Origin of the sequence: Neorhizobium populisoli, from assembly GCF_019430945.1 — a bacterium.
Taxonomy (GTDB): domain Bacteria; phylum Pseudomonadota; class Alphaproteobacteria; order Rhizobiales; family Rhizobiaceae; genus Neorhizobium; species Neorhizobium populisoli.
Genome location: NZ_JAHYCB010000006.1, coordinates 505,977 through 528,339 on the forward strand (window position 1 = coordinate 505,977; position 22,363 = coordinate 528,339).

Genomic DNA, 22,363 nt, shown 5'->3' on the forward strand with positions numbered 1-22,363 from the left:
GATGAGCCGGACAGGCAACGAGACTACGAAACCTGCGGTGAACCTCCCATTACCCCGCGGACAGATCAGGAAAAGACGCATGCGCTTTACCATAAAGCTGAAATTGAGCCTGGCCTTCGGCCTCATCATCGCATTGCTGACCGCCACGGCCGGTTATGGCGTCTATAGTCTTTCCGAGCTGAACGACGCGGCGTCCGAAGCCGTGCACGGCCCCGCACTTCGTCTGGAGCGCGCCCAGGACCTCGCCAGCCTGCAGCTGCGGATCGCCCAGTCGCAGGTCGCCATGGCGACCGCAACCAATCCCGGCACCGTCGCCAAGACGGTTCTGGCAAGCGATCAGTATCGCGCGGAATTCCTCGACAAGCTGACCTGGCTGCGCGGCGCGGTGACCACCGATGCCAGCCGCAAGGGTCTGGACGACATTCGCGGCATGGCCGATCGCTTCTTCGGTGTCGATGACCGGATCCGCGATTTCGCCAATGCCGGCAAGGGCGAGGACGCGCTGAAGCTCGCGCTCACCGAAGGCCGGACGATGACCGACGAGATCGCCAAGGCGCTCGACGCCCGCGTGACCTCCAGCAAGAACCTGATGGTTCAGGCTGCCGACGGCATCGAGGCCGGTTATCTCCAGACCCGCACGCTGATCTTCGCGATCGCGGGTGCGGCCCTCGTCATCGCCATCCTGGCAGCACTCTGGATCGCGCTCGGCATCAACAGCAGCCTGCGCAAGATCAAGGCCGCCGCTGCGTCCGTCGCGGTCGGCGATCTCGACCAGGAAGTCGTCATCAAGACCAATGACGAGATCAAGGACGTGGTCGATACGATCAACGTCATGACCGCCAATCTGCGCGAAACCGCCGGTATCGCCAACCAGATCGCCAATGGCGACCTGTCCGTCGATCCGAAGCCGCTCTCCGACAAGGATACGCTCGGCCTTGCGATGCAGAGCATGGTCGCCAATCTGCGCGGTACAGCCGCTGTGGCGGACCGCATCGCAGCCGGCGACCTTTCGATCGACGCCAAGCCGCTTTCCGAGCAGGACATGCTGGGTCTCGCCATGCAGAGCATGGTTGCCAATCTGCGCACCACCGCAGGCGTTGCAGACCAGCTTGCCAACGGCGACCTGACCATCATGCCGAAGCCACTCTCCGAAAAGGACATGCTCGGCCTTTCGCTCGAAAGCATGGTGGAGCGCCTGCGCGGTGTCGTCGCCGATGCGATGGCCGCTTCCAACAACGTCTCCTCGGGCAGCCAGGACCTGTCGTCCAGCTCCGAACAGCTCAGCCAGGGTGCGACCGAACAGGCATCCGCCGCCGAAGAAGCTTCGGCTTCGATGGAGCAGATGGCCGCCAACATCAAGCAGAACGCCGATAACGCCGCCCAGACCGAAAAGATCGCCCGTCAGTCTTCCAAGGATGCAGAAGCCTCCGGCCAGGCCGTCATCCGCACGGTCCAGGCAATGAAGACGATCGCCGAGAAGATTTCGATCGTGCAGGAAATCGCCAGACAGACCGATCTGCTTGCCCTCAACGCCGCTGTCGAGGCAGCCCGCGCCGGCGAACACGGCAAAGGCTTTGCAGTCGTCGCCTCGGAAGTCCGCAAGCTGGCCGAACGTTCGCAGGCCGCGGCTGCCGAGATCAGCACGCTGTCCGGCAGCACCGTTCAGGTTGCGACCGAAGCCGGCGAAATGCTCGGCAAGCTCGTCCCGAACATTCAAAAGACGGCGGAACTGGTATCGGAAATCTCCGCTGCCTGCCGCGAGCAGGATATCGGCGCCGCCCAGATCAACGAGGCGATCCAGCAGCTCGACAAGGTGACCCAGCTGAATGCCGGCGCATCCGAGGAAATGTCCTCGACATCCGAGGAGCTCGCTTCCCAGGCGGAAGAACTGCAGGCCTCGATCGCCTTCTTCCGGGTGGATACGCATGCAGCCAAGCTGAAGGCGGCAGAGCCCGTTGCAAAGCCGGCGCCTGCTGCAAAGGCCGCGGCACCCCAGCCGAAGGCAAAGACGCCGGTTTCCCGCCCGGTAAAACAGTCGGTCATGGCCCAACAGGCCCGCGCCAAGGGTTTTGCCCTCGACATGTCGATGGGCGGACCAGATGCAGATGATGAAGATTTCAAGGAGAGCGCGTGATGGCAGGCACATCTTCCGAAGCACAATTCGTAACCTTCAGCCTCGGTGAAGAGATTTTTGCGGTTCCCGTCGAAGTGGTCCGCGAAATCCTCGACCACGAGGACCCGTTCAAGATCCCGCATGGCCCCGAATATCTTCTCGGCCTGCGCGACGTGCGCGGTCAGGGCGTGCCGGTCATCGACCTGCGTCTTCGACTGGGCATGAGCCGCACCGAAAAGACGCCGCATACGCGCATTCTCGTGCTCGATGTGCCGGTGGCCGACAAGGTGCTGGTGCTCGGCCTCGTCGCCGACCGAGTCTTCGAGGTCGTGCCTTTCCGCAAGGAACAGATCGAGACGGCGCCGGATATCGGCGTGCGCTGGCGCTCGGATTATATCGCAGGCGTCGTCCGTCGGGAGACCGGCTTTGTCGTCATCGTCGATCTGGCGCGGCTGTTCTCGGATTCCGGCTCGGCGCTGGCGCATGTCGGACCGCAGTCTCAGGTTGCATAAATCATAAACCAAATACGCGTAATCTAACGAGTATTGTGTAAAGGGGTACGCGCGTGAGCATGGCAGCAAGAACCCAGCCGCTCGACGACCGGCTGAGCAAACGCAACTTCGATATGCTGTCGAAGTACATCTACGATTACAGCGGCATCAAGATGCCGCACTCGAAGATGACGATGCTGGAAGGCCGTCTTCGCCGGCGCCTTCGCGTCACCGGCATGGCGACCTTCGACAGCTATTGCGACTACCTTTTCAAACAGGGCGGGCTGGACAGCGAGTCGATCTTCCTGATCGACGCCGTCACCACCAACAAGACCGACTTTTTCCGCGAGCCGAAACATTTCGACTATCTGACCCGCACCGCCCTGCCCGAGATTATCCGCAATTACAACGACCGGCGGATCCGCACCTGGAGCTCGGCATGCTCCACGGGTGCTGAGCCCTATACGATGGCGATGGTTCTGTCCGAATTCCTGGCTTCCAGCGCACCGGAGCGGGATTACTTCGTGCTGGCGACCGACCTTTCGACCGACGTGCTGCAAAAGGCGCAGCGCGGTATCTACCAGAGCGAGCTGCTACAGCCGGTGCCCGCCGAGATGATGCGCAAATACGTGATGCGCCCGGCCGACAATCGCCGCCAGGAAATGCGTATCGTGCCGAAGCTACGCTCCAAGGTGGGCTTTGCCCGCATGAACCTGATGGACGGCAACTACCCGATCGGCGACCAGATGCACCTGATCTTCTGCCGCAATGTGCTGATCTATTTCGACAAGCCGACGCAGCAGCATGTGCTGAGCAGGCTTTGCGAAAGCCTTTTGCCGGGCGGCTATCTGTTCATCGGACATTCGGAAACCGTTACCGGCTTCGATCTTCCCATCAAGCAGGTAGCGAATACAGTCTTCAAGCGGGTATGAACCATGACGGGCAAAATCCGAGTTCTGATCATCGATGATTCCGCCAGCGTCCGCCAGACGCTCACCGCCGTGCTTTCCGCCGATCCTGAAATAGAGGTAATCGGCGCCGCGACCGATCCGTTCATGGCGGCGAGGAAGCTGCGGGAGGAAATTCCCGACGTCATCACGCTCGATGTGGAAATGCCGCAGATGGACGGCATCACCTTTCTGCGCAAGCTGATGGCCCAGCATCCGATCCCGGTGGTGATGTGCTCGTCGCTGACGGAAAGCGGCTCGGAGACATTGATGCAGGCGCTCGAAGCCGGTGCCGTCGACATCATCCTGAAGCCGAAGATCGGTGCGGCCGACCATCTGGCCGAATCTGCCGACCGTATCCGTACCGTGGTGAAAGGCGCCGCCCGCGCACGGGTAAGCAAGCTGCGCGCCTCGCGAATTTCCGAAGGCGCGACCACTGCCAAGCTGACGGCCGACGCCGTGCTGCCGCCGCCGAGAGCCGGCGCCATGGCGAAGACGACGGAAATGGTAGTTTGTGTCGGCGCGTCCACCGGCGGCACCGAAGCCTTGCGCGAGATGCTGGAAGCCCTGCCGGCCAATTCGCCGGGAATGGTCATTGTCCAGCACATGCCGGAAAAATTTACGGCCGCCTTTGCCAAGCGCCTCAACGGGCTCTGCGAAGTCGAGGTCAAGGAAGCCGTGGACGGCGATCCCGTGCTGCGCGGCCACGTGCTGATCGCACCCGGCGACAAACACATGCTGCTCGAGCGCCGCGGCGCACGCTACGAAGTGTCGATCCGCTCCGGCCCGCTGGTCAGCCGGCACCGCCCGTCGGTCGACGTTCTGTTCCGCTCCGCCGCCCGCTCCGCCGGCGGCAATGCGATGGGCGTGATCATGACCGGCATGGGTGACGACGGCGCCCGTGGCATGAACGAGATGCACCAGGCCGGCGCCTATACGGTGGCGCAGGACGAAGCGACATCGGTCGTGTTCGGAATGCCGAAGGAGGCGATCGCCCATGGCGGGGTCGACAAGATCGTACCGCTCGATCACATCGCCCGGGAAATTCTGGCCGCCGACCGCCGCCGGTAAAACCGAGACCGGACAAGAACTTGGGTGCCTTTTTTCACGCCTCGTTAACCATGATTGGCAAGAATAGGGCACGCATCATGAGGGTGCGGTGAGAGAGCGATTATCGCTTGCAGCCGGACAGGAACCTCGACGATGCCCACCATTACCTTTGCCAACACCAAGGGCGGAGCAGGCAAGACCACTGCCGTGCTTCTTCTCGCCACCGAATTGGTCGAGCAGGGCTACCGCGTCACGATCCTGGATGCCGATCCGCAATACTGGATCACCCGCTGGCACATGCTCTCGCCGCAGAACCCGCTTCTCAACGTCATTTCCTATGTGACGGCGACCTCGATCGACCGCCACATCGCCGAGAACCGCCACAAGACGGACTATTTCGTGCTCGACCTGCCGGGTGCCCAGAGCCCGCTGCTGGCCAAGGCGATCGGCCTTTCCGACCATGTTCTGATCCCGATTCAAGGCTGTGCCATGGATGCCCAGGGCGGCGCCAACGTGCTGGAACTGCTGCGTTACCTCGAAGAGAAGGCGAACCTGCGCGTGCCGCATTCGGTCGTGCTGACCCGCGTCAATTCGATGGTCACCACCCGCGCCCTGCTGGCCGTCAAGATGCTGCTCGCCGAGCGCAATGTCGATGTGCTCAATACGCCGATCATCGAGCGCGCCGCCTTCCGCGACATCTTCGATCTCGGCGGCACGCTCTATACGATGGATGAGACTCGCGTCAGCAATCTCGACAAGGCCAAACAGAACGCCCGCCTCTTCGCACTGGAAATGCTGACGCGCGTGCCGCTTTATACCCGCAAGCCGCTGGCTGACCGTTTCGTCCGGGCAGCGTGATCAACCCTTCAGCTTGATCTGCAGCTTCACATCGGACGGGTTGCCGGCGGCGGCCCGTTCGAAAGCGGCGATCGAATCTTTGAAATCGAAGACGCCGGTGATGAGCGGCTTCAAATCGACCTTTCCGGATGCGATCAGTTCCAGCGCTCGGTCGAAGATATTGGCGTAGCGGAATACAGTCTCGATCCGCACTTCCTTGGAAATCGCGCTCGCCACATCGAACGGCACCGGTTCGACAGGCAGGCCGACGAGGACGAAAGCGCCGCCCGGCCGAACCAGATCGAACATGCCCTGGAAAGCGCGCGGGCTGCCGCTTGCCTCGAACACGACATCGGCGCCCCAGCCGCCGGTCGCTTCCGCGATCACTTCTGCAAACGTCCGTTCCTTGATGTTGACCGGAATGATGCCGGGATACTGGCCGGCGATCTTCAGTTTCTCGGCACTGAGATCAGACACGAAAACGCGGGCGCAGCCGCCGGCGAGTGCCGCCAGCGCCACCATGATACCGATCGGGCCGGCGCCGATCACCGCACCGACATCGCCCGGCTGGATGCGGGCGCGGGTGGCGGCCTGCATGCCGATCGCGAACGGCTCGACCATAGCCCCTTCGGCAAACGAGACATTGTCCGGCAGCTTGTAGGTGAAGGCGGCCGGATGGACGACTTCAGGGGTCAGCACGCCATGGATCGGCGGGGTCGCCCAGAAACGTACGTCCGGATCGACATTGTAGAGGCCGAGCTTAGAGGCGCGTGACGAGAGGTTCGGCACGCCGGGCTCCATGCAGACGCGGTCGCCGACCTTGAGGTTCTTCACCTCCGAGCCGATTTCGACGACGATGCCAGCCGCCTCGTGACCGAGCACCATCGGCTCGCGCAGCACATAGGGGCCGATGGCGCCGTGGGTGTAATAATGCACATCGCTGCCGCAGACGCCGACCGTATCGATGGCGATCTTGACGTCACCCGGGCCGGGCGTGGTGGACAGGTCGATCTCGCGAAGCGCGAGTAGGCCTTTCTTTTCGAGAACGAGGGCCTGCGGCATGGGATGTTTCCTTTGATGATTTCTTGGCTGTTTGAGCAATTGTTCGCCGAGATTTGCAGCGGGATCAAGGCCTGATGTGAAAGCGTGCGGCGACGTTCAGCCGCGGCCGACGAAGGGCATCTGGTTGGCCATGACGGTCATGAACAGCACGTTGGCCTCCAGCGGCAAGCCATCCATGTAAAGCACGGCATCGGCCACGTGTTTCGGATCCATGACCGGCTCGACGGCGGTCGAAAGATCGGCCTGCAGCACGCCCTGTTTCATGCGTTGCGTCAGCGGCGTATCGGCGTTGCCGATATCCACCTGGCCGCAGACGATATCAAAAGTGCGGCCGTCCAGCGCGATCTGGCGCGTCAGGCCGGTGATGGCGTGTTTGGTTGCGGTATAGGCGGCCTGATAGGGGCGTGGTGCGTGTGCCGAGATAGAGCCGTTGTTGATGATGCGGCCACCCTGCGGGCTCTGCCGGCGCATCATGCCGAAGGCGGCACGGGCACAATAAAAGGCACCATTCAGGTTGAGGTCGACCACAGCTCGCCAGGTCTCCAGCGGCAATTCGTCGATCGGCACGGCGGGCGTGCCGCGGCCGGCATTGTTAAAGAGGAGATCGAGGCGGCCATAGGCTTTTTCGGTCGCGGCGAAAAGCGCATCGACGGCTGTGGGATCCGTGACATCGGTGGGCACGACCAGCGATGTGCCGCCGCAAAGCTCTGCAGTGCCCTTCAGCTCCGCCTCGCGCCGGCCGGCCAGCACGGTTTTATAGCCGGCTTTCAAAAGCGCTAATGCTACCGTACGGCCAAACGCCCGAACCTGCTCCCGTAACGATCGCTACCTTGGACATCGCGCATTCCTGTCTCACCTTTGCGAGGCAAGTTATAGGCGGCGATTGATTACTCAGTCGAGGCCAATTGCCTTCACAGCCGTCGCCAGACGGCGAATGCCTTCCGCCAATCTGTCCGGTGTGTTGAGGGTAAAATTGATGCGGATCGAGCGGCGGTCTTCGCCATGCGGATCGAAGACGCTGCTCGGGCTGACGCAGACGCCGGCTTTCAGCGCTTCACTCAACAATTTATCCGTATCCATCGCCGGATTCTTGGCCGTCGCCCAGACGAACATGCCGCCGACCGGCTTTTCCCAGTCGAACCATTGCGACAGGTGCTCCTCCATGGCGGCGCAGAGCGCATCGCGGCGATGGCGATAGACATCCAGAATAACCGGCAGGGTGCGCTCCAGGAGACCGGCATCCAGCGCATCGACGGCGACGCGCTGGCTGAGGCCGCTGGTACACATGTCCGAACCCTGTTTGGCAATTGTCAGCGCGCCGATCATCTCCGGCGAGGCGATGACCCAGCCGATACGGAAACCGGGGGCGATCTCCTTGGAAAACGTGCCCATATACACGAGCGGGCCGTCATAGATCGCACCCGATTGTTTCGCGCCCGAGAGCGTGATCATTCGCGGCAGCGGCGTGCCGTCGTAATACAGCGCGCCATAGGGATCGTCCTCCACCAGCCAGGTGCCGGACTGATGCGCCGCATCGACCAGTTCCTGCCGGCGGGCTAGGCCGACAAGACGGCCGGTCGGGTTCGAAAAATTCGGCACCGTATAGGCGAATTGCGCGCCGGTGAGTGCTGCAACGGGATCGAAATCGTTCTTTTCCGGCGAGAACAGCCGGTAGCTCGGCCGGCGCGGGCGCCAGGCATCGACGGCACCGAGATAGGTCGGCGATTGCGCGGCGATCAGCGCGCCTTCGTTGAGCAGCACCTTGCCGATCAGATCGAGCGCCTGCATGCCACCCGACGTGACCAGCACGTTTTCGCGCGACAGCTTCAGGTCAGCATTGCTGAAGCGGGCGGCCAGCCGGTCGCGAAGGTCCGGCAGACCCTCGATCGGCGGATAATTCAGCGAATCCTGCGGGTATTTCGAGACGGCGCGTTCGGCGATCTCGGCCAGTTCCTTCACCGGGTAAGTATCCGGTTCCGGCAGCCCGCCCGCCATATTGATCAGTCCAGGCACCTTGCCGGCCGCCAGGAACATGCGGGTGATTTCGTTGGTGCCGCCGAGCCAGATGGCAAAGGCCGGGCGGGACGGCCCCACTTCCGGCTGAGGTTTCGGTTGCTGCGCCGTCATCTTAAGATCCGATCAGATGGAGTTCAGGAAACCGCCATCGACGGCGATCGCCTGGCCGGTGATGTAAGACGCGCGCTCTGAGGCGAGGAAGGCGGCAAGTGCCGCAAACTCCTTCGGATCGCCGAGCCGGCCGGCCGGGATTTTCGGTCCCATGACTGCATCGTCGACACCGAGTTCGGCCATGCGGTCAGTATTGGTATAGCCGGGCAGCAGCGCATTGATGGTAATGCCGTCGCGGGCGACTTCGCGGCTGATCGTGTTGACGAGGCCGAGCAGGCCAGCGCGCAGGCTGTTGGATATGACCAGACCCGGCTGTGGTTCGCGTGCCGCGACAGAGGTGACCGCAAGGATACGGCCCCAACGATTCTGCCGCATCGCCGGAAGCACCGTCTGGATGCTATCGACAAAACTCATCCAGAGATTGTCGAAACCGGACTGCCATGTGGTCGCCGTCGTGGCGGCAAAAGCGCCTGGGGCCGGGCCGCCGGTATTGGTGACGAGGATATCCAGGCTCTGACCAAGCAGTTCGGTCGCCTGCTCCACCAGCGTGCGGCCGGCGCCAGGCTTGGAAACGTCGCCCGAAAAACCTTCGACCCCGAGTTCCGCCGCAACACGGGCGACGCGGGTAGGGTCTCGAGCGACGATCACCACCCGTACACCTTCGGCTTTAAACTCCTCGGCAATCGCCTTGCCAAGGCCACGCGAGCCGCCGAACACTAATGCCGTGCGGCCGGAAAGCTTGAAATCCACGTTTTTCTCCTCAGACTTTGGGGTCCGGATTGGCAGTATTGCCGCTGCCTTCCTGCAGGATCATGCGGCCCCTGGAGGAAGCGCGGCGGAATTTCGAGGCCTTCTGATAGTCGGCGTCGTTGTACCAGGCTTCGGCAGCAGTGCGATCCGGGAATTCGAGGATGACCATGCGTTCGGCAAATTCCTCGCCTTCCGGCGTCGTCACCAGTTCGCCGCGGGTCAGGAACTTGCCGCCGTAACGCGCCACTGTCGGCGGCGTCAGCGCCGTATATTTCCGGTAGGTCTCGGGATCGTGGATCTTCATGGTGCAGACCATATAAGCGGGCATGTTCCTCTCCTCCTGCCGAAGCTTCGATGCGAAAGTGGTAACACTTCCCTGCCTAGCGAATCCGTGCAACTTTGCGAGATAGTCCCGCCAATGAAGATGAAATTCACTCCATGAAGCCAAATTTTGAGGGAAAATCACCAACGCCTGACGGACCGTTTGTCCTCGACGCATTCGATCGTAAAATCCTGGCGGCGCTAAGCGAAAACGGCCGCATATCAACCTTGGAACTTGCCGAAAAAGTCGGGCTTTCGCCGACGCCCTGTAGCCGGCGGGTCAAGCGACTGGAAGAGACCGGCGTGATCCAGGGTTATACCGCGAAGATCAGCCCGGCAGCCTTCGGCCTCAACATCTGCGTCATGGTTTCGGTCCGGCTTGCCAAGCAGAGCCCGGATGCGGTGCGGGAGTTTCTCGACGCGATCGAGGCACGGCCGGAGATCACCGAATGCCTGCTGGTGACCGGCAATATCGACTACCTCCTGAAGGTCTGGGTGGCGGATATCGATGCGCTGCGCCACTTCATCCGCGACGTGTTGCAATCCGTTCCAGCAGTCGCCGAAACCTCGACCATGGTCATTCTCAATATGACCGAGGCGGGCAGCATCTCCACCCGTATCGAACAGCGCGCCTGAGATTTCTCAGCTTCGGTCCTTCTTGGTGATCGTCACCGTGCCGGCATCGGCATCGACAACGACCCAGTCGCCGGTTTCAATGACCGTAAGCGGGTCCTGATCGAGCTCGGTGATTGCCGGAACGCGGGTGACGACGGCGCCGAGCGCGATCTTGGTTGTCATCCGGGTAAAGATCATCGCCTGGGGCTGGACGCCGTTCAATCGCGTCATATGGAAATAGGCGGACCAGCCGGAAGAGCCCTTGGCGCCGGGAAAGACCAGGATTTTCCCGGCGAAGGAAACGTCACGCATTTCGTGGCGGCGCTCGATGATCGTGCCGGTGCGCTCGTTGATGCCACCCCAGCCGGAGATCGTCTCCGTCGTGACAAGCGCCTCGCCCTCTGCGCGACCGCCGACGACCTTGCGCCCCTTGAGCACGATGGTTTCGGGTTTTGCTTCCGTTGCGATATCCATCAGGCCCTCCCGTTCCACTGACCGGTCAATGCGGCATCGACGCAATCGCTGACCGAGCCGAACCAGCCCTGCACGCCGGTGATTGCCGGCAGGTAATGCGCCTGCTTGGCGGAATCGGTGGCGATGACCTTGGTTCCCGCCGGCAGACGGCGGGAAATAGCGGGACAGGTGTCACTCATCACGACGCCGCCGGCATCGCGGATCACATCGATATAACCGTTGCGCTCGGCCACCTGCTTGATGGCGCGCGGGGTGTGGACCCAGAGCTGCACGTCGGAATGGATCTTCTTGTCTTCCAGCATATGGGCGATCAGCGCCATCTGGTCGATGGAATTGTGCGGACAGCCGAGCATGATGAAATCGACCTTCTTTTCGGTCGAACTCTGCAGTTTCTCATAGGTCTCACGTCGTTCCTTGGCGCCGTATCGGAACGTGCCCTTGATCTTGCGGGTGCCGAAAGCTTCCTTGACCGTGTCCGCTTCCGGGGTGATGCCCGGAATATGGTACATCTCAACGCCGCCGGACGACGCGGCGGCGGCACCAAAATGCTTGAGCTTGATGAGATCCGGCTGGTGGCTGCGGCCGTTGATGACCGGAATATCCTCGCCGATCACCTCGCCGATGTAGTAACCGAGCAGGCCCCAATCCATCATGTCGTCGACCTCGACATCGAGTTCGACCAGATGCGTGCCGCGGCGGTTTTCGGTGATGTGGAAACCCCAAAAGGGAATGCGACCGGTGAGCGCCGCTGCGCCGGTGCTTTCCTTGCCCTCGACATTGGTGCGGGCGCCGAGCACGGAATTGCAGTAGATCACCGCCGAGGATTCCATCCAGGCGCAGTGTTCGCCCTTCACTGGCACATTGCCCACCTGATAGGGCGTGCAGGTGGCGAACATGTTGACGCCGCGTCGACCGAGATATTTCTCGTTGGCGCGCTGCATGTCGACCAGTGACTTGTCGACGCCCTGCAGTTCCCAATTGTCGTTATCGATGCCGGTGATCAGCTGGCAGGTATGCGCCACCATATGCGGCACTTCCACCACCTCGTCGCTATCGAGGTTCAGCTCGGAATAGATGTGTTCCATGCCCTTCTGGGCGATGGCCTGCACCGAAGGCGTCGAGGCGTTGAAGGCGCCGGCGACATTGTTGGTCTCGACCAGGCGTTCGGCGCCGAGCGCCTCGCCGTACCGCACGAGCAGGTCCATGGCGCGCGCCTTGGCGCGGCCGTGTTCGCCCTCAAACATGGCCTTTTCATAATCCGTCAGCTTCATCGCGTCCTCCTCACGATGCGGCGCGCATCTCTTCGTCCGTCCAGCGATAATGCTTCTTTTCAACGTTGTCGGAAACCCGTTCGCGCAATGCGCCGAGATCGATCTGGTGGACGCTGCCGGTTCCCGCGAGGTCGAGCGCATTGGCGGCCGCCATGCCCATGGCGATGCAGGGACCCATGACGCGGATCGATGAAAGGGCTGCCGAATCCGCATCGACGCAGCGCCCGGCCGCGGCGATGTTGTCGCATTCATCCGGCGTCAGGCTGCCGAGCGGGATGTAATGGGCATGTTCCTTGTCGAACGTGATCCAGTGGTGGCCGTCACCATGGTCGTGCAACTCGATTGGCCAGGCAGTGCGAGCCACTGAATCCTCGAACTTGGTGCCGGCCCGGATTTCATCGACCGTCAGGTGATGGCTGCCGGCGATCCAACGGGTCTGGCGAATACCCGGCAACCCAAAAGCGCGGATACGGGCATTGCCGAAACATTCCGGGAATTCCGTCTTCAAGAATTCTACGGCCCGGGACGCCTGATCCTTGCCTTCCAGCGCCTTTTTAGAGGCCTCGACAGGATCGAGCGGCGTTTCCACGTGGGTCATGTTCATGGCGGCGATACCGCGGCCGGGAATGGTGAAGCCGAGACCCTCGCGGCGCAGCAGACCGTAGCTTGCCGCCTTTTCCTTCATCCGGTCACCGATCTCGAACCGGGTCGGCTGCTTGGCCTCGTCGATATTTTCCAAAACCACCATCTGGGTGCCGAAAACCCCGCCCTTTTCCGGCTGGCGGCAGGCGAAGCCGGCTTGCCAGACCAGTGCAGCGTCGCCGCTTGCCTCGACCCAGCCGCTCGCCTCGATGGATACCCCACCGTAACGGGTCATGAAATCCGTCTGCACGACACGACGGCCTTCGACATGCACGTCGAGGATCTGGGCGCCGAGCACGACTTCGATCCCTGCCTCCAGCACGCTCTGCTCCATCCAGCGGCCGAGCACGACTTCATCGTAATAAACGACGACCGTATTCGGCCCGTGACGGTAATAGATCGACTGGTCCTGGGTTTCGAGATGGGCAAGCAGCTTGTCGGCCACGCCATAAGTGAACTGATAACCATGCGTGCCGTTGGAAAACAGGCCGCAGAAGGTGCCGATGATCGAATTGACCGCCTGGCCGCCGAGTGCCGCCTGGCCATCGACGATGACGACCTTCTTGCCGAGGCGAGCAGCCTCAAGGGCTGCCGAAATGCCGGCGATGCCGGCACCGACGACGCAGATATCCGCCTTCAGCTTACGGAAGGGGGCCGCCTTTTCCCGCCGCACAATCCGCGTTTCCCTGCTCAGCGTCTCCGCCATCGAACCCTCCCTTGCAACATGTCGTGCCCTCCCGGCGCATCTGACAGGATCGTAACCGATGCGCACAAGGCTTGAACCCGGCAAGTGATGCGATCAGCTTTCTGGTTTCGAGAAAGCTGAGAGGATTTGCAGAACGTCGCTTCGCCTCAGAAAGCAGGAATGACCTGTTCCGGAACGCCTTCCACAAATCGCTTCTGCAGATAGGCGACGAATTCCGAAACGACCGCCTTGTTCATCTTGATGCGCGGCACGGAGGCTTTCACCCAAAGCGGCTCGACCGGAAACTCCGCCATGACTTCTTCCAGGGTACCGCTTTCCAGATCGGAACGGGCCAGGAAACGCGGCAGGATGGCGAGGCCGAGACCATGTCTTGCGGCGGCAAGCAGGATGCGGCTGTCATTGGCGGTGAAATTCGAGGTGATTTCGACGTTGAGCGTGCTGGTTTCCATCTGGAACGTCCAGGTCGTGCCGATCGTGTGGAAGGTAATACATTCGTGGCCGACAAGTTCGGTCGGCGTTTTCGGCCGCTTGCGGTTCTCAAAGTAGCCGGGAGCGGCACAAAGACTGCGCGGATAGGGGCAGAGCGGGTGATCGATGACATAGGCGTAGGATTGCGGCAGCGCGCCGATCGCCACGTCGAACCCTTCTTCCAGCGGATTGACGGAGCGATCGATCAGCACGATCTCCATCTTTACCCGCGGATTGGCAGCCTGGAAGGCAGCGCAGATATCACCGAAGAACATCGAAGTCAGCGTCGTCGGCGCCTTGATGCGCAAGGAGCCGGTGAGGCCGATCTCCTCCGTATTGGGTGCCGCCAGCGTATCCTCGATCTCGCCGACGAGAAGCTGCAGGCGCGGACGAAGCCGCTCGCCATCCAGCGTCAGCGCTAGCCGCCGCGTGGTGCGGATGAACAGCAGAGTATTGAGATGTTCTTCCAGCCGCTTGACGCGTTTGGTGATGACCGACGTTGCAACGCCGAGATCGCGACCTGCGGCGGAAAAGCTGCCGGCGCGGGCGGTCGCCAGGAAGGCGCCGATATCGAGGAGTATGTTCACTGTCTTTCTCGTTTCGAGAAAATAAGAATTGCATCAGGCACATATTTTCATCGACTGCGCAACTCGCTCCCGGTCACGTCGTCATGAATCCGATCAAGCGCAACGCGCGCTATGGAATGCGAATTGTGCTGCAAGGCTAGCGACCACCTTTGTCTCCGAAAGGCGCAATGCCATCCAGAGAGAAACAGCTGCCCAGGCGGCGCGCATATAGGCATCGGCGCAATACAGAGCCGCTTCCGGATCGGATTGCATCGCCGACATTCGTGCGCTCAGTCTTTCTAAACCGTCGAGGGCCGCCAGGGCCGCCTCGGATGCCTGCGGGTGCTCGATCGCATAGGCATCGATCTCGTCACGTGCCTTCTGCAGAAAAATCGTCAGCCCCCTGCCCTCGTCGCGCCAGAGGCGGCGGGTGAGAAAATCAAGCGCCTGCATGCCGGTCGTGCCTTCGTAGATGGTCATAACGCGGGCGTCGCGCAGATATTGTTCGAGCGGCCAGTCGCGCGTGTAGCCGGCCCCGCCGAGAACCTGCATTGCGGCATTCGCGACGTTGAAACCGGTCTCGGCGCCGAAATGCTTAATCAGCGGCAACATCCAGCCGGTGAAATCTTCAAGCTCTGGCCCTTCCTCGATCTTCGAAAGGTCCATCGAAGTCGCAAGTTCGAGAATTGCGGCGCGCAGGATTTCCGTCGTGCTGCGGATTTCAAAAAGTTGGCGCTGCACATCTGGATGGTTTTCGATCGGCACCGGCGGCTGGTCGGGCCGTCCGCCCTGGCGACGCTGGCTGGCATATTCCTCGGCGATATCGGCCGCGGCGGAGGCGAGGCCGAGCCCCTGGCAACCGGTCGAAAGCCGCATCAGCTCGATCATGGTGAAAAGCTGCGACAGGCCGCGACCTTGCTTGCCGAGCATCACGCCATTCGCATCGTCGAAACGCATGGCGCAGGTGGGCGAACCGTGCAAACCCATCTTTTCCTCGATACGATCGACAAATACGCCGTTCGATTTGCCATCGATCTCGTTCGGTACGAGGAAAAGGCTGATGCCGCGCGTGCCGGGCTGGTCGTTGGTGCGGGCGAGAAGGCAATGGCCGACGCGGCTTGCCATGTCGTGGTCGCCGAAGGAAATCCAGATTTTCTGGCCGGTGACGAACCATTCGCCATTTCGCTCGACCGCTTTGGTGCGCAGCCGGCCGACATCGGAACCGGCTTCGGGTTCGGAAATGCAGATCGTTGCGGCCCATTCGCCGGCAACGAGTTTCGGCAGCCATTCTCCGACAATTGTTTCGTCGGCCGCTTCGGCAAGCAGATGTGCGGCGGCGCGGGTCGAGCCGGCGGCCATCATCAGCGCGACGCAGCCGCGTTCGAAAAGCGGGGCGCAGGCCGCTTGCAAAGTGAGAGGCACGGACTGACCGCCAAAACCTTCCGGCACATCCATGCCGAGCCAGCCTGCTTGCGCATATTGCCTGAAGACCTCGCCAAAGCCTTCAGGCATTTTTACGCGGCCATCGACGATTTTTGCGCCGATACGGTCGCCAACCACATTCAGCGGCGCAAGAACGCCTTCAGCGAAATTCGCTGCTTCCACCACGATCGCTGCGACCGTCTCGTCATCGCAATCCGGACGCAAGTCACACAGTCGATGCCAGCCGGGCGTCAGAGCCAGGATTTCAAGCGTCCGGTCTGCTTGATCTGCAAAGGACATGCATTCACCGTGGCTGCATTCGAAGCGCTCCGTCGAGCCGGATCACTTCGCCATTAATATACTGGTTTTCGATCAGGAAACGGACGGCGTCGGAAAACTCGCTGGGATCGCCGAGGCGCGACGGATAGGGGATCGCGGCAGCCAGGTTTTGCTGAGCCTCCTCCGGCAGTTCGTAGAGCAGCGGCGTCAGGAAGATGCCGGGCGCGACGGTATTGACCCGGATTCCGAAGCGGGAAAACTCGCGGGCAGCCGGCAGAGCCAGCGAAACGATACCGCCCTTGGAGGCGGCATAGGCGGCTTGGCCAATCTGGCCTTCGAAGGCTGCCACGGAAGCGGTGTTGACGATCACCCCGCGCGCCTTGTCCTCCCGTTCCGGCGCTTGCGACATCCGCTCGGCAGCGAGCCGCATCATGTTGAACGTGCCGATCAGGTTGATGCGGATGACCTTTTCGAAATCGCCAAGCGGCATCGGGCCGCCCTTGCTTAAGATGCGGCCCGCCGTGCCAATGCCGGCGCAGTTGACGAGGATTCGCAGGCCATCGCCTGCCTTTGCGGCGATATTCAAAGCGCGCGATGCATCGTCTTCGCTGGTCACGTCGCCAGCCAGCGCCACGCCGCCGATATCCTTGGCGACCTTTTCAGCCGCCTCGCCATTGCGGTCGAAGATGTGGACGATGGCGCCGAGCTTCGCCAGCATCCGGGCCGTCGCCTCGCCGAGACCGGAACCGCCGCCGGTTACGAATGCGCTCGAACCCTCGATCCTCATGCCGCCAGTTCCTTACCCACCTTGATGACGCCATCGGCATCCACATAAAGCGCCTCGACCAGATCGCCGCGCTCGCGCAGTACGGCGCGCTGGTTGATCGAACCCTTGTCGGTCACCTCGCCTTTTTCGAAGCGCAGCGGATCGGTCATCAGCATGATGCGCATGACGCGGGTGGCTGAACCGCTCGACTGTTTCTGGTGTTCCTTCAGCCGCTCGATGATGGCCGCCTTCACCTTGGGATGAGCGACGATCTCCTTGTCCGAAAGTCCCTCGCCGCCTCCAAGCAGGGCGCGGAGCGCCGGGATGAAGGGCACGGCCAGCGCACCGAGTTCTGCGCGGTTCTCGCCGGTGATGACCGCATCGCGGATCAGCCCGCCGAACTGGTTGACGAGTTGGGCGCGCAACACGCCGACTGCCACCCAGGTGCCGGTCTGCAGTTTGAAGTTTTCGGCGGTACGGCCGTCAAAATAGAACCCCTGGCGCGGATCGCCGGGCACGGCGAATTTCACCGCGTCACCGATGCGATAGAAACCCTCCTCGTCGAAGGCCTCCTTCGTCAGCTTCTCGTTGCGCCAGTAACCGGGCGTAACATTCGGCCCTTTGAGGCGCAGTTCGTATTTATCGTCGATCGGCACCAGTTTCATGATAACGCCCTGTCCCGGCACGCCGATATTGCCGGGCTTTTCCTGCGGGTCGGTGCAGAAGATCGCGAAGGGCGCAGTCTCGGTCGAGCCTATGCCGGTACCGAGCGGCACCTGTTCGCCGATCGTCATGTCGGAAAGTTCCAGCAGCGCATCCCAAGTGTGCTGCGCCATGCCAGCGCCGGCATACATTAGGAGCTTCAGGTCCTTGAAGAAGTTTGTCCTGAGCGCCTCGTCGTCGCGCATCGCCTGGATCAGCATTTCGAACCCGGCCGGCACGTTGAAATACCAGGTAGGCGCGATTTCGCGCAGGTTGGCGATCGTTTGGCCGATCAGCGCAGGAGACGGCTTGCCTCGATCGATATAATAGGTGCCGCCGTTATAGATGGTGATGTTGAAGCACTTGTTGCCGCTGGCCGTGTGATTCCACGGCGCCCAGTCGACCAGGATCGGCGGCTCGTCGCGAAAATAGGAATAGCAGTCGGCCACCATTTCCTGATTGGAGCACAGCATGCGCTGGGTCTGGATGACGGCTTTTGGCGAGCCGGTCGTGCCCGATGTGAACAGGAATTTCGCCACCGTATCCGGCCCGACGGCATGATAGGCTTGGTCGACGGCAGTAGTGGGTTCGGTCTTCAGGATATCATCGAAAAGGTGAGTGTTGGACCGGTCGGCAGGCAAGTTTCGCATTGCCACAAAAGGAAGCTCGGCTCCAAACGCCGTATCGACGGCGTTGCGGAAGGCACCCGCATCGTCGGCAAAGATCAAGCCCGGCGTGATCTGCCTGGCGATATCGTTGAGCTTGGAGAAGTCAGATGAGATGGTCGCGTAGGCCGGCGCGATCGCTGCCGATGGAACGCCGACATGCTGGGCGCCAAGTGCCATCAGCGCGTGTTCGATGGAGTTTTCCGAGAGGATGACCAGCGGGTTTTCCGCCGAAAGTTTTAGATCCAGCAGAAATTGGCCGATGCGACGCACGGCATCCAGCGCCTCGGCGAAACTGACGCGGCGCCATTCGCCGGTGCCCTCGCGATCCGCCATCCAGGTGCGGTCCGGCGCGACATTGGCCCAATGGATCAGCCGCTCGTTGATCTTGTCGGGATAGGGTCCGAGCGGGTCTTCCCGCCAGACGACGAATTCACCGTTCGGTCGCTCCTCCCAGTTCACCACCGGTGACCACAGCTTCACATCACGCACGACTTTCGCAGCCATGACACATCCTCCCAGATGTCAGTACTCCTGAAACTCCCAAAATTTGTTTACAAAGAAACAATCTCCCTGTAAACGATCAAAAACTCGAAGCGGGTGATGGGAGCGTCTGCTGAGGGTGTCGGAGCGAGAATTCTGCCAGATTCGTTTTGTGTTTCAGGCATCCGCTCTTCAGGAGGAGAATGCACAAAATGGCCGATCACCCTAGTGCCAGCTCGGCGGCGTCCAGCTTCGTGACCTACGAGCTTCGGGGCAATATTGCCCATATCGGTCTCAACCGCCCGGAAAAGCGCAATGCCATCAGCGACCGTTTCGTCGAGACAATCGCCGAAACCGTGGCGCGTGCCGAAAGCGAGGCGAAGGCCGTCGTGCTTTTCGGCCATGGCGATCATTTCTGCGCCGGTCTCGACCTTGCCGAACATGTGAAAAAAACGCCGATCGAAGGTGTGCGCGGTTCGCGCCGCTGGCATGCAGTGTTTGCCGGTATCGAACATGGCACGATCCCGTGGATTTCCGCCCTGCATGGCGCGGTCGTCGGCGGCGGGCTAGAACTGGCGGCCTCGACGCACATCCGCGTGGCCGACAAATCCGCCTTCTTCGCGTTGCCGGAGGGTCAGCGCGGAATTTTCGTCGGCGGCGGCGGGTCGGTGCGCGTCGCAAGGCTGACGGGTGTCGCCCGCATGACCGACATGATGCTGACCGGCCGAGTTGCCTCGGCAGATGAAGCCGAGCGCTGGAACCTGGCGCAATATGTCGTCGAGAATGGCACCGCGCGGGACAAGGCACATCAACTGGCGGAAGCGGCAGCCAGCAATGCCGAGATTTCCAACTACGCAGTCATCAACGCCCTGCCGCGCATTCAGGACATGGCGAAGGAGGACGGCCTGTTCGTCGAATCCTTCATGGCCTCCTTCACCGCCACAAGCCCGGAAGCGGAAGAGCGGCTGCGCGCCTTCCTGGAAAAACGTGCTGCCCGCCTGAAGGCGCCGGGTTCGGCTTAAGGAGACTACGCGCATGGACATGCCGATCCGCACGGCAGATAACGTCGATCTCGACCGGCTCGGCACTGCTCTGGGTTTCCTGATGCGGCTTGCGCAGTTGAAGATCTACGAGCGGTTTTTCGAGGAAGTCGGCGAGCATCAGCTGAAGCCCGGCGAATTTTCGGTCCTCTGGGTCATTCTCAACAATCCCGGCATTCGCCAGAGCGTGCTCGGCCAGCGGCTGATGATCAAGCGGGCGCATATGACCAAGCTCATTCGCGCGCTGGAAGACCAGGGTTTCGTGTCACGCCGAATTCCCGACGACGACCGCCGTGCCGTGGAAATCACCCTGACGCCGGACGCCGTCGAAAAAGTCCGGCAGGCGGGAGAATGGTTCTTCACCTACGAGGACTCGGTCGGTTCCAACCTGAGCGCCGCCGAGCGGCAACAGCTCACCGGCCTGATGCGCAAATTCATCGGCCTTGGCTAAAAACCGGTAGCCGGCAAAGGATCGAAGAGGAGCGAGCCTTGAACATCGACGAACTCATCGCCATCGACATCCATACCCATGCGGAAGAGCCCTGCGGCTGCGCGCCGCGGGACGACGGTTATGACGAATTCCAGGCCGGCATGGCGAAATATTTCAAGAACCCGGCGGGCAGTAAGGGCATGCTGCCGACGGTGAATGAAACCGCCGTCTACTATCGCGAACGCAAGATCGGCTGCGTGATCTTTCCGGTCGATGCAGAGCGCGAGACGGGCTTTCACCGCTACGCCAATGAAGAAGTGGCGATGATCGCCGCCGAAAACAGCGATATCATGATCCCCTTCGCCTCGATCGACCCCGCCAAAGGCAAGATGGGCGCCCGCGAGGCGCGGCGGCTGGTGCGCGAATTCGGCGTCAAGGGTTTCAAATTCCACCCGACCATGCAGGCTTTTTACCCGAACGACCGCTCGGCCTATACGCTTTACGAGGCGATTGCCGAGGAAGGCGCGATCACGCTGTTCCATACCGGCCAGACAGGCGTTGGTGCAGGCATGCGGGGCGGCATGAATATGCGGCTCAAATATTCGAACCCGATCTATCTGGATGACGTGGCAGCCGACTTTCCCGACATGCCGATCATCCTGGCGCATCCCTCCTTCCCCTGGCAGGAAGAGGCGCTTTCGGTCGCGACCCACAAGCCGAATGTTTATATCGACATGTCCGGCTGGTCACCGAAATACTTTCCGCCGATTTTGGTGCAATACGCCAATTCGCTGCTGAAGCACAAAATGCTGTTCGGCTCCGACTGGCCGGCGATCACGCCGGATCGCTGGCTCAAGGATTTTGCGGATATTCCGATCAAGGACGAGGTGCGACCGTTGATTCTGAAGGAGAATGCTCGGAAGCTTTTGAAGATTTAGGTCAGTGCCTCTCTCCGACGTCATCCTCGGGCTTGTCCCAAGGATCTAAGCCGCCCGATAGAAAACGCGATTCCGCCGAACTGTGGTTAGATCCTCGGGACAAGCCCGAGGATGACGCCGCGTGTGTGCCGAATCTAGCTATCTCTACCGCTGCGTACACGTTGCTCAGGCCGGCACAAAACTACCGCGCACCACCAACTCAGGAATCACCCGCTCATGCCCCGGCGGAGCGTCATGGTTCTGCAGCCGCCGTTCCAGCAGATCGACTGCACGCGTAGCCATCGTTTCTGGATCCTGCCGGAAAGTCGTTAACCCGTAGCTCAACCAGGCCGCTTCCGGCACGTCATCAAAGCCGATCACGGCCACGTCTTCCGGAATTCTCAAACCAAGCCGATTGCGCACGAAATCCATAACCCCGAAAGCGATCTGGTCGTTGGCGCAGAAGACGGCATCCGGCTTTTGCGCGGAAGAGAACAGCTTGGCGGCGGCGGCGATGCCGCTGTCGTAGTCCGAATCCGGACCATGCGCCGTCATCACATCGGCGCCCAAAGCCCGGGCTGTGGCCACGAAGGCGCTTTCGCGTTCCGAGATGCTCGGCGTGCTCGAATGCGAACCGACCACAGCAAGGCGTCGGCGGCCGGCGGCGAAGAAGGCGTTGGCGGCGTTGCGGGAGGCTTCTGAATTGCCGACGCGGACATGATCGGCGCCCGGTTCGGAGCGGCCGATCAGTACCAGCGGCTGGCCGTTCTGCTTGGCGAGCTCGAAGAAGCTGGCCGGCGGCGAGCCGGAAAGGATGATCGTCGCTTCGGCACGGTGGCCGATCAGCATCTGCTGGGCTGCCAGCATTTCGTCACCCGTCTGCCCGGTATTGATCAGGATCGGAATGCTGCCGCGGCGGATCATCGCCTTGGCAAGTGCGGCCGTCAGGTGGGCGCGAAAACCGAGTTCCGGCTTGGTGGCGACGATGCCGACCAGCCGGCTCTGGTTGGCAAGCACGCCGCGGGCAAGGTCGTTGACGTGGTAACCTAGCTGCTTGGCGGCATTCATCACCTTTTCGCGGGTGGCGGGCGCAACGCTAGCGCCGGGCGTGAAGGTGCGCGAAACGGCAGAGCGGGAGACGCCGGCAAGCCGTGCCACCTGTTCGGCGCTGACGAAGCGCATTCTCTTGTCGTCCTTCATGCTCATCTCAATGGTCCCC

The 22,363-nt window shown here is 61.6% G+C and carries 21 protein-coding genes and 1 pseudogene; 9 read left to right on the forward strand and 13 right to left on the reverse strand.

What is annotated here, in order from left to right:
* Positions 1 to 79 precede the first annotated feature (79 nt).
* The 5 genes from KX729_RS19945 to KX729_RS19965 all read left to right on the forward strand — a co-directional run bounded on the left by KX729_RS19945 (position 80) and on the right by KX729_RS19965 (position 5,459).
* Complete coding sequence (locus tag KX729_RS19945) at positions 80 to 2,134, forward strand: HAMP domain-containing methyl-accepting chemotaxis protein (protein ID WP_219744218.1); 2,055 nt, start codon at positions 80 to 82, stop codon at positions 2,132 to 2,134.
* Entirely contained in the window at positions 2,134 to 2,625 is a 492-nt protein-coding gene (locus tag KX729_RS19950) for a chemotaxis protein CheW (RefSeq protein WP_219744219.1), read from the forward strand. Before KX729_RS19945 ends, KX729_RS19950 begins: the two co-directional genes overlap by 1 nt.
* A 53-nt stretch (positions 2,626 to 2,678) precedes the next feature.
* Positions 2,679 to 3,536: a CheR family methyltransferase gene (locus KX729_RS19955; protein WP_376776023.1), complete on the forward strand. Its 858-nt coding sequence runs from the start codon at positions 2,679 to 2,681 to the stop codon at positions 3,534 to 3,536.
* A 3-nt stretch (positions 3,537 to 3,539) separates the two neighbouring features.
* Positions 3,540 to 4,622, forward strand: a complete 1,083-nt coding sequence (locus KX729_RS19960) for a protein-glutamate methylesterase/protein-glutamine glutaminase (protein WP_219744221.1) — start codon at positions 3,540 to 3,542, stop codon at positions 4,620 to 4,622.
* Positions 4,623 to 4,754: 132 nt separating this feature from the next.
* Positions 4,755 to 5,459 (forward strand): AAA family ATPase, encoded by a 705-nt coding sequence (locus KX729_RS19965; RefSeq protein ID WP_219744222.1) that lies wholly within the window; start codon positions 4,755 to 4,757, stop codon positions 5,457 to 5,459.
* Here the strand turns inward: KX729_RS19965 and KX729_RS19970 are convergent, their stop codons facing one another.
* The 5 genes and pseudogenes from KX729_RS19970 to KX729_RS19990 form a co-directional block, all read right to left on the reverse strand.
* Complete coding sequence (locus KX729_RS19970) at positions 5,460 to 6,500, reverse strand: NAD(P)-dependent alcohol dehydrogenase (RefSeq protein ID WP_219744223.1); 1,041 nt, start codon at positions 6,498 to 6,500, stop codon at positions 5,460 to 5,462.
* 96 nt (positions 6,501 to 6,596) lie between these two features.
* A pseudogene (locus tag KX729_RS19975) lies at positions 6,597 to 7,338 on the reverse strand (SDR family oxidoreductase).
* 53 nt (positions 7,339 to 7,391) lie between these two features.
* Positions 7,392 to 8,627 carry an aminotransferase-like domain-containing protein gene (locus KX729_RS19980; RefSeq protein WP_219744224.1) on the reverse strand — a complete coding sequence of 412 codons (1,236 nt, stop codon included), beginning with the start codon at positions 8,625 to 8,627 and terminating at the stop codon, positions 7,392 to 7,394.
* A 12-nt stretch (positions 8,628 to 8,639) separates the two neighbouring features.
* Positions 8,640 to 9,377 carry an SDR family oxidoreductase gene (locus tag KX729_RS19985; RefSeq protein WP_219744225.1) on the reverse strand — a complete coding sequence of 246 codons (738 nt, stop codon included), beginning with the start codon at positions 9,375 to 9,377 and terminating at the stop codon, positions 8,640 to 8,642.
* Positions 9,378 to 9,387: 10 nt separating this feature from the next.
* Positions 9,388 to 9,705 carry a DUF1330 domain-containing protein gene (locus KX729_RS19990; protein ID WP_219744226.1) on the reverse strand — a complete coding sequence of 106 codons (318 nt, stop codon included), beginning with the start codon at positions 9,703 to 9,705 and terminating at the stop codon, positions 9,388 to 9,390.
* A 110-nt stretch (positions 9,706 to 9,815) separates the two neighbouring features.
* Between KX729_RS19990 and KX729_RS19995 the strand changes: the two genes are divergently transcribed.
* Positions 9,816 to 10,334 carry an Lrp/AsnC family transcriptional regulator gene (locus KX729_RS19995; protein WP_219744227.1) on the forward strand — a complete coding sequence of 173 codons (519 nt, stop codon included), beginning with the start codon at positions 9,816 to 9,818 and terminating at the stop codon, positions 10,332 to 10,334.
* A 6-nt stretch (positions 10,335 to 10,340) separates the two neighbouring features.
* Here KX729_RS19995 and KX729_RS20000 read toward each other — a convergent pair whose 3' ends face one another.
* The 7 genes from KX729_RS20000 to KX729_RS20030 all read right to left on the reverse strand — a co-directional run bounded on the left by KX729_RS20000 (position 10,341) and on the right by KX729_RS20030 (position 18,781).
* On the reverse strand, positions 10,341 to 10,787 hold the full coding sequence (locus tag KX729_RS20000; protein ID WP_219744228.1) for an aconitase X swivel domain-containing protein: 447 nt from the start codon (positions 10,785 to 10,787) through the stop codon (positions 10,341 to 10,343).
* Positions 10,787 to 12,058, reverse strand: coding sequence for an aconitase X (locus KX729_RS20005; RefSeq protein WP_219744229.1), 1,272 nt, complete (start codon positions 12,056 to 12,058; stop codon positions 10,787 to 10,789). The genes KX729_RS20000 and KX729_RS20005 overlap by 1 nt, the downstream gene beginning before the upstream one ends.
* A gap of 10 nt (positions 12,059 to 12,068) precedes the next feature.
* Positions 12,069 to 13,406 (reverse strand): FAD-dependent oxidoreductase, encoded by a 1,338-nt coding sequence (locus tag KX729_RS20010; protein WP_219744230.1) that lies wholly within the window; start codon positions 13,404 to 13,406, stop codon positions 12,069 to 12,071.
* Positions 13,407 to 13,552: 146 nt separating this feature from the next.
* Positions 13,553 to 14,461 carry a LysR family transcriptional regulator gene (locus KX729_RS20015; protein WP_219744231.1) on the reverse strand — a complete coding sequence of 303 codons (909 nt, stop codon included), beginning with the start codon at positions 14,459 to 14,461 and terminating at the stop codon, positions 13,553 to 13,555.
* A 93-nt stretch (positions 14,462 to 14,554) separates the two neighbouring features.
* Positions 14,555 to 16,162, reverse strand: a complete 1,608-nt coding sequence (locus tag KX729_RS20020; RefSeq protein ID WP_219744232.1) for an acyl-CoA dehydrogenase family protein — start codon at positions 16,160 to 16,162, stop codon at positions 14,555 to 14,557.
* Between the two features lie 4 nt (positions 16,163 to 16,166).
* On the reverse strand, positions 16,167 to 16,928 hold the full coding sequence (locus KX729_RS20025; RefSeq protein WP_219744233.1) for an SDR family NAD(P)-dependent oxidoreductase: 762 nt from the start codon (positions 16,926 to 16,928) through the stop codon (positions 16,167 to 16,169).
* The gene (locus tag KX729_RS20030; protein ID WP_219744234.1) at positions 16,925 to 18,781 is read right to left on the reverse strand and encodes a feruloyl-CoA synthase; all 1,857 of its coding nucleotides are present in this window, start codon (positions 18,779 to 18,781) and stop codon (positions 16,925 to 16,927) included. The genes KX729_RS20025 and KX729_RS20030 overlap by 4 nt, the downstream gene beginning before the upstream one ends.
* A gap of 188 nt (positions 18,782 to 18,969) precedes the next feature.
* Between KX729_RS20030 and KX729_RS20035 the strand changes: the two genes are divergently transcribed.
* From KX729_RS20035 to KX729_RS20045, 3 genes are read left to right on the forward strand one after another with little or no spacing between them, the layout of a single operon-like run.
* Positions 18,970 to 19,779, forward strand: coding sequence for a crotonase/enoyl-CoA hydratase family protein (locus tag KX729_RS20035; RefSeq protein ID WP_219744235.1), 810 nt, complete (start codon positions 18,970 to 18,972; stop codon positions 19,777 to 19,779).
* A gap of 13 nt (positions 19,780 to 19,792) precedes the next feature.
* Positions 19,793 to 20,248: a MarR family winged helix-turn-helix transcriptional regulator gene (locus KX729_RS20040; RefSeq protein WP_219744236.1), complete on the forward strand. Its 456-nt coding sequence runs from the start codon at positions 19,793 to 19,795 to the stop codon at positions 20,246 to 20,248.
* Positions 20,249 to 20,286: 38 nt separating this feature from the next.
* Positions 20,287 to 21,165: an amidohydrolase family protein gene (locus KX729_RS20045; RefSeq protein ID WP_219744237.1), complete on the forward strand. Its 879-nt coding sequence runs from the start codon at positions 20,287 to 20,289 to the stop codon at positions 21,163 to 21,165.
* A gap of 165 nt (positions 21,166 to 21,330) precedes the next feature.
* Here KX729_RS20045 and KX729_RS20050 read toward each other — a convergent pair whose 3' ends face one another.
* Positions 21,331 to 22,344, reverse strand: coding sequence for a LacI family DNA-binding transcriptional regulator (locus KX729_RS20050; protein WP_219744274.1), 1,014 nt, complete (start codon positions 22,342 to 22,344; stop codon positions 21,331 to 21,333).
* Positions 22,345 to 22,363: the final 19 nt, after the last annotated feature.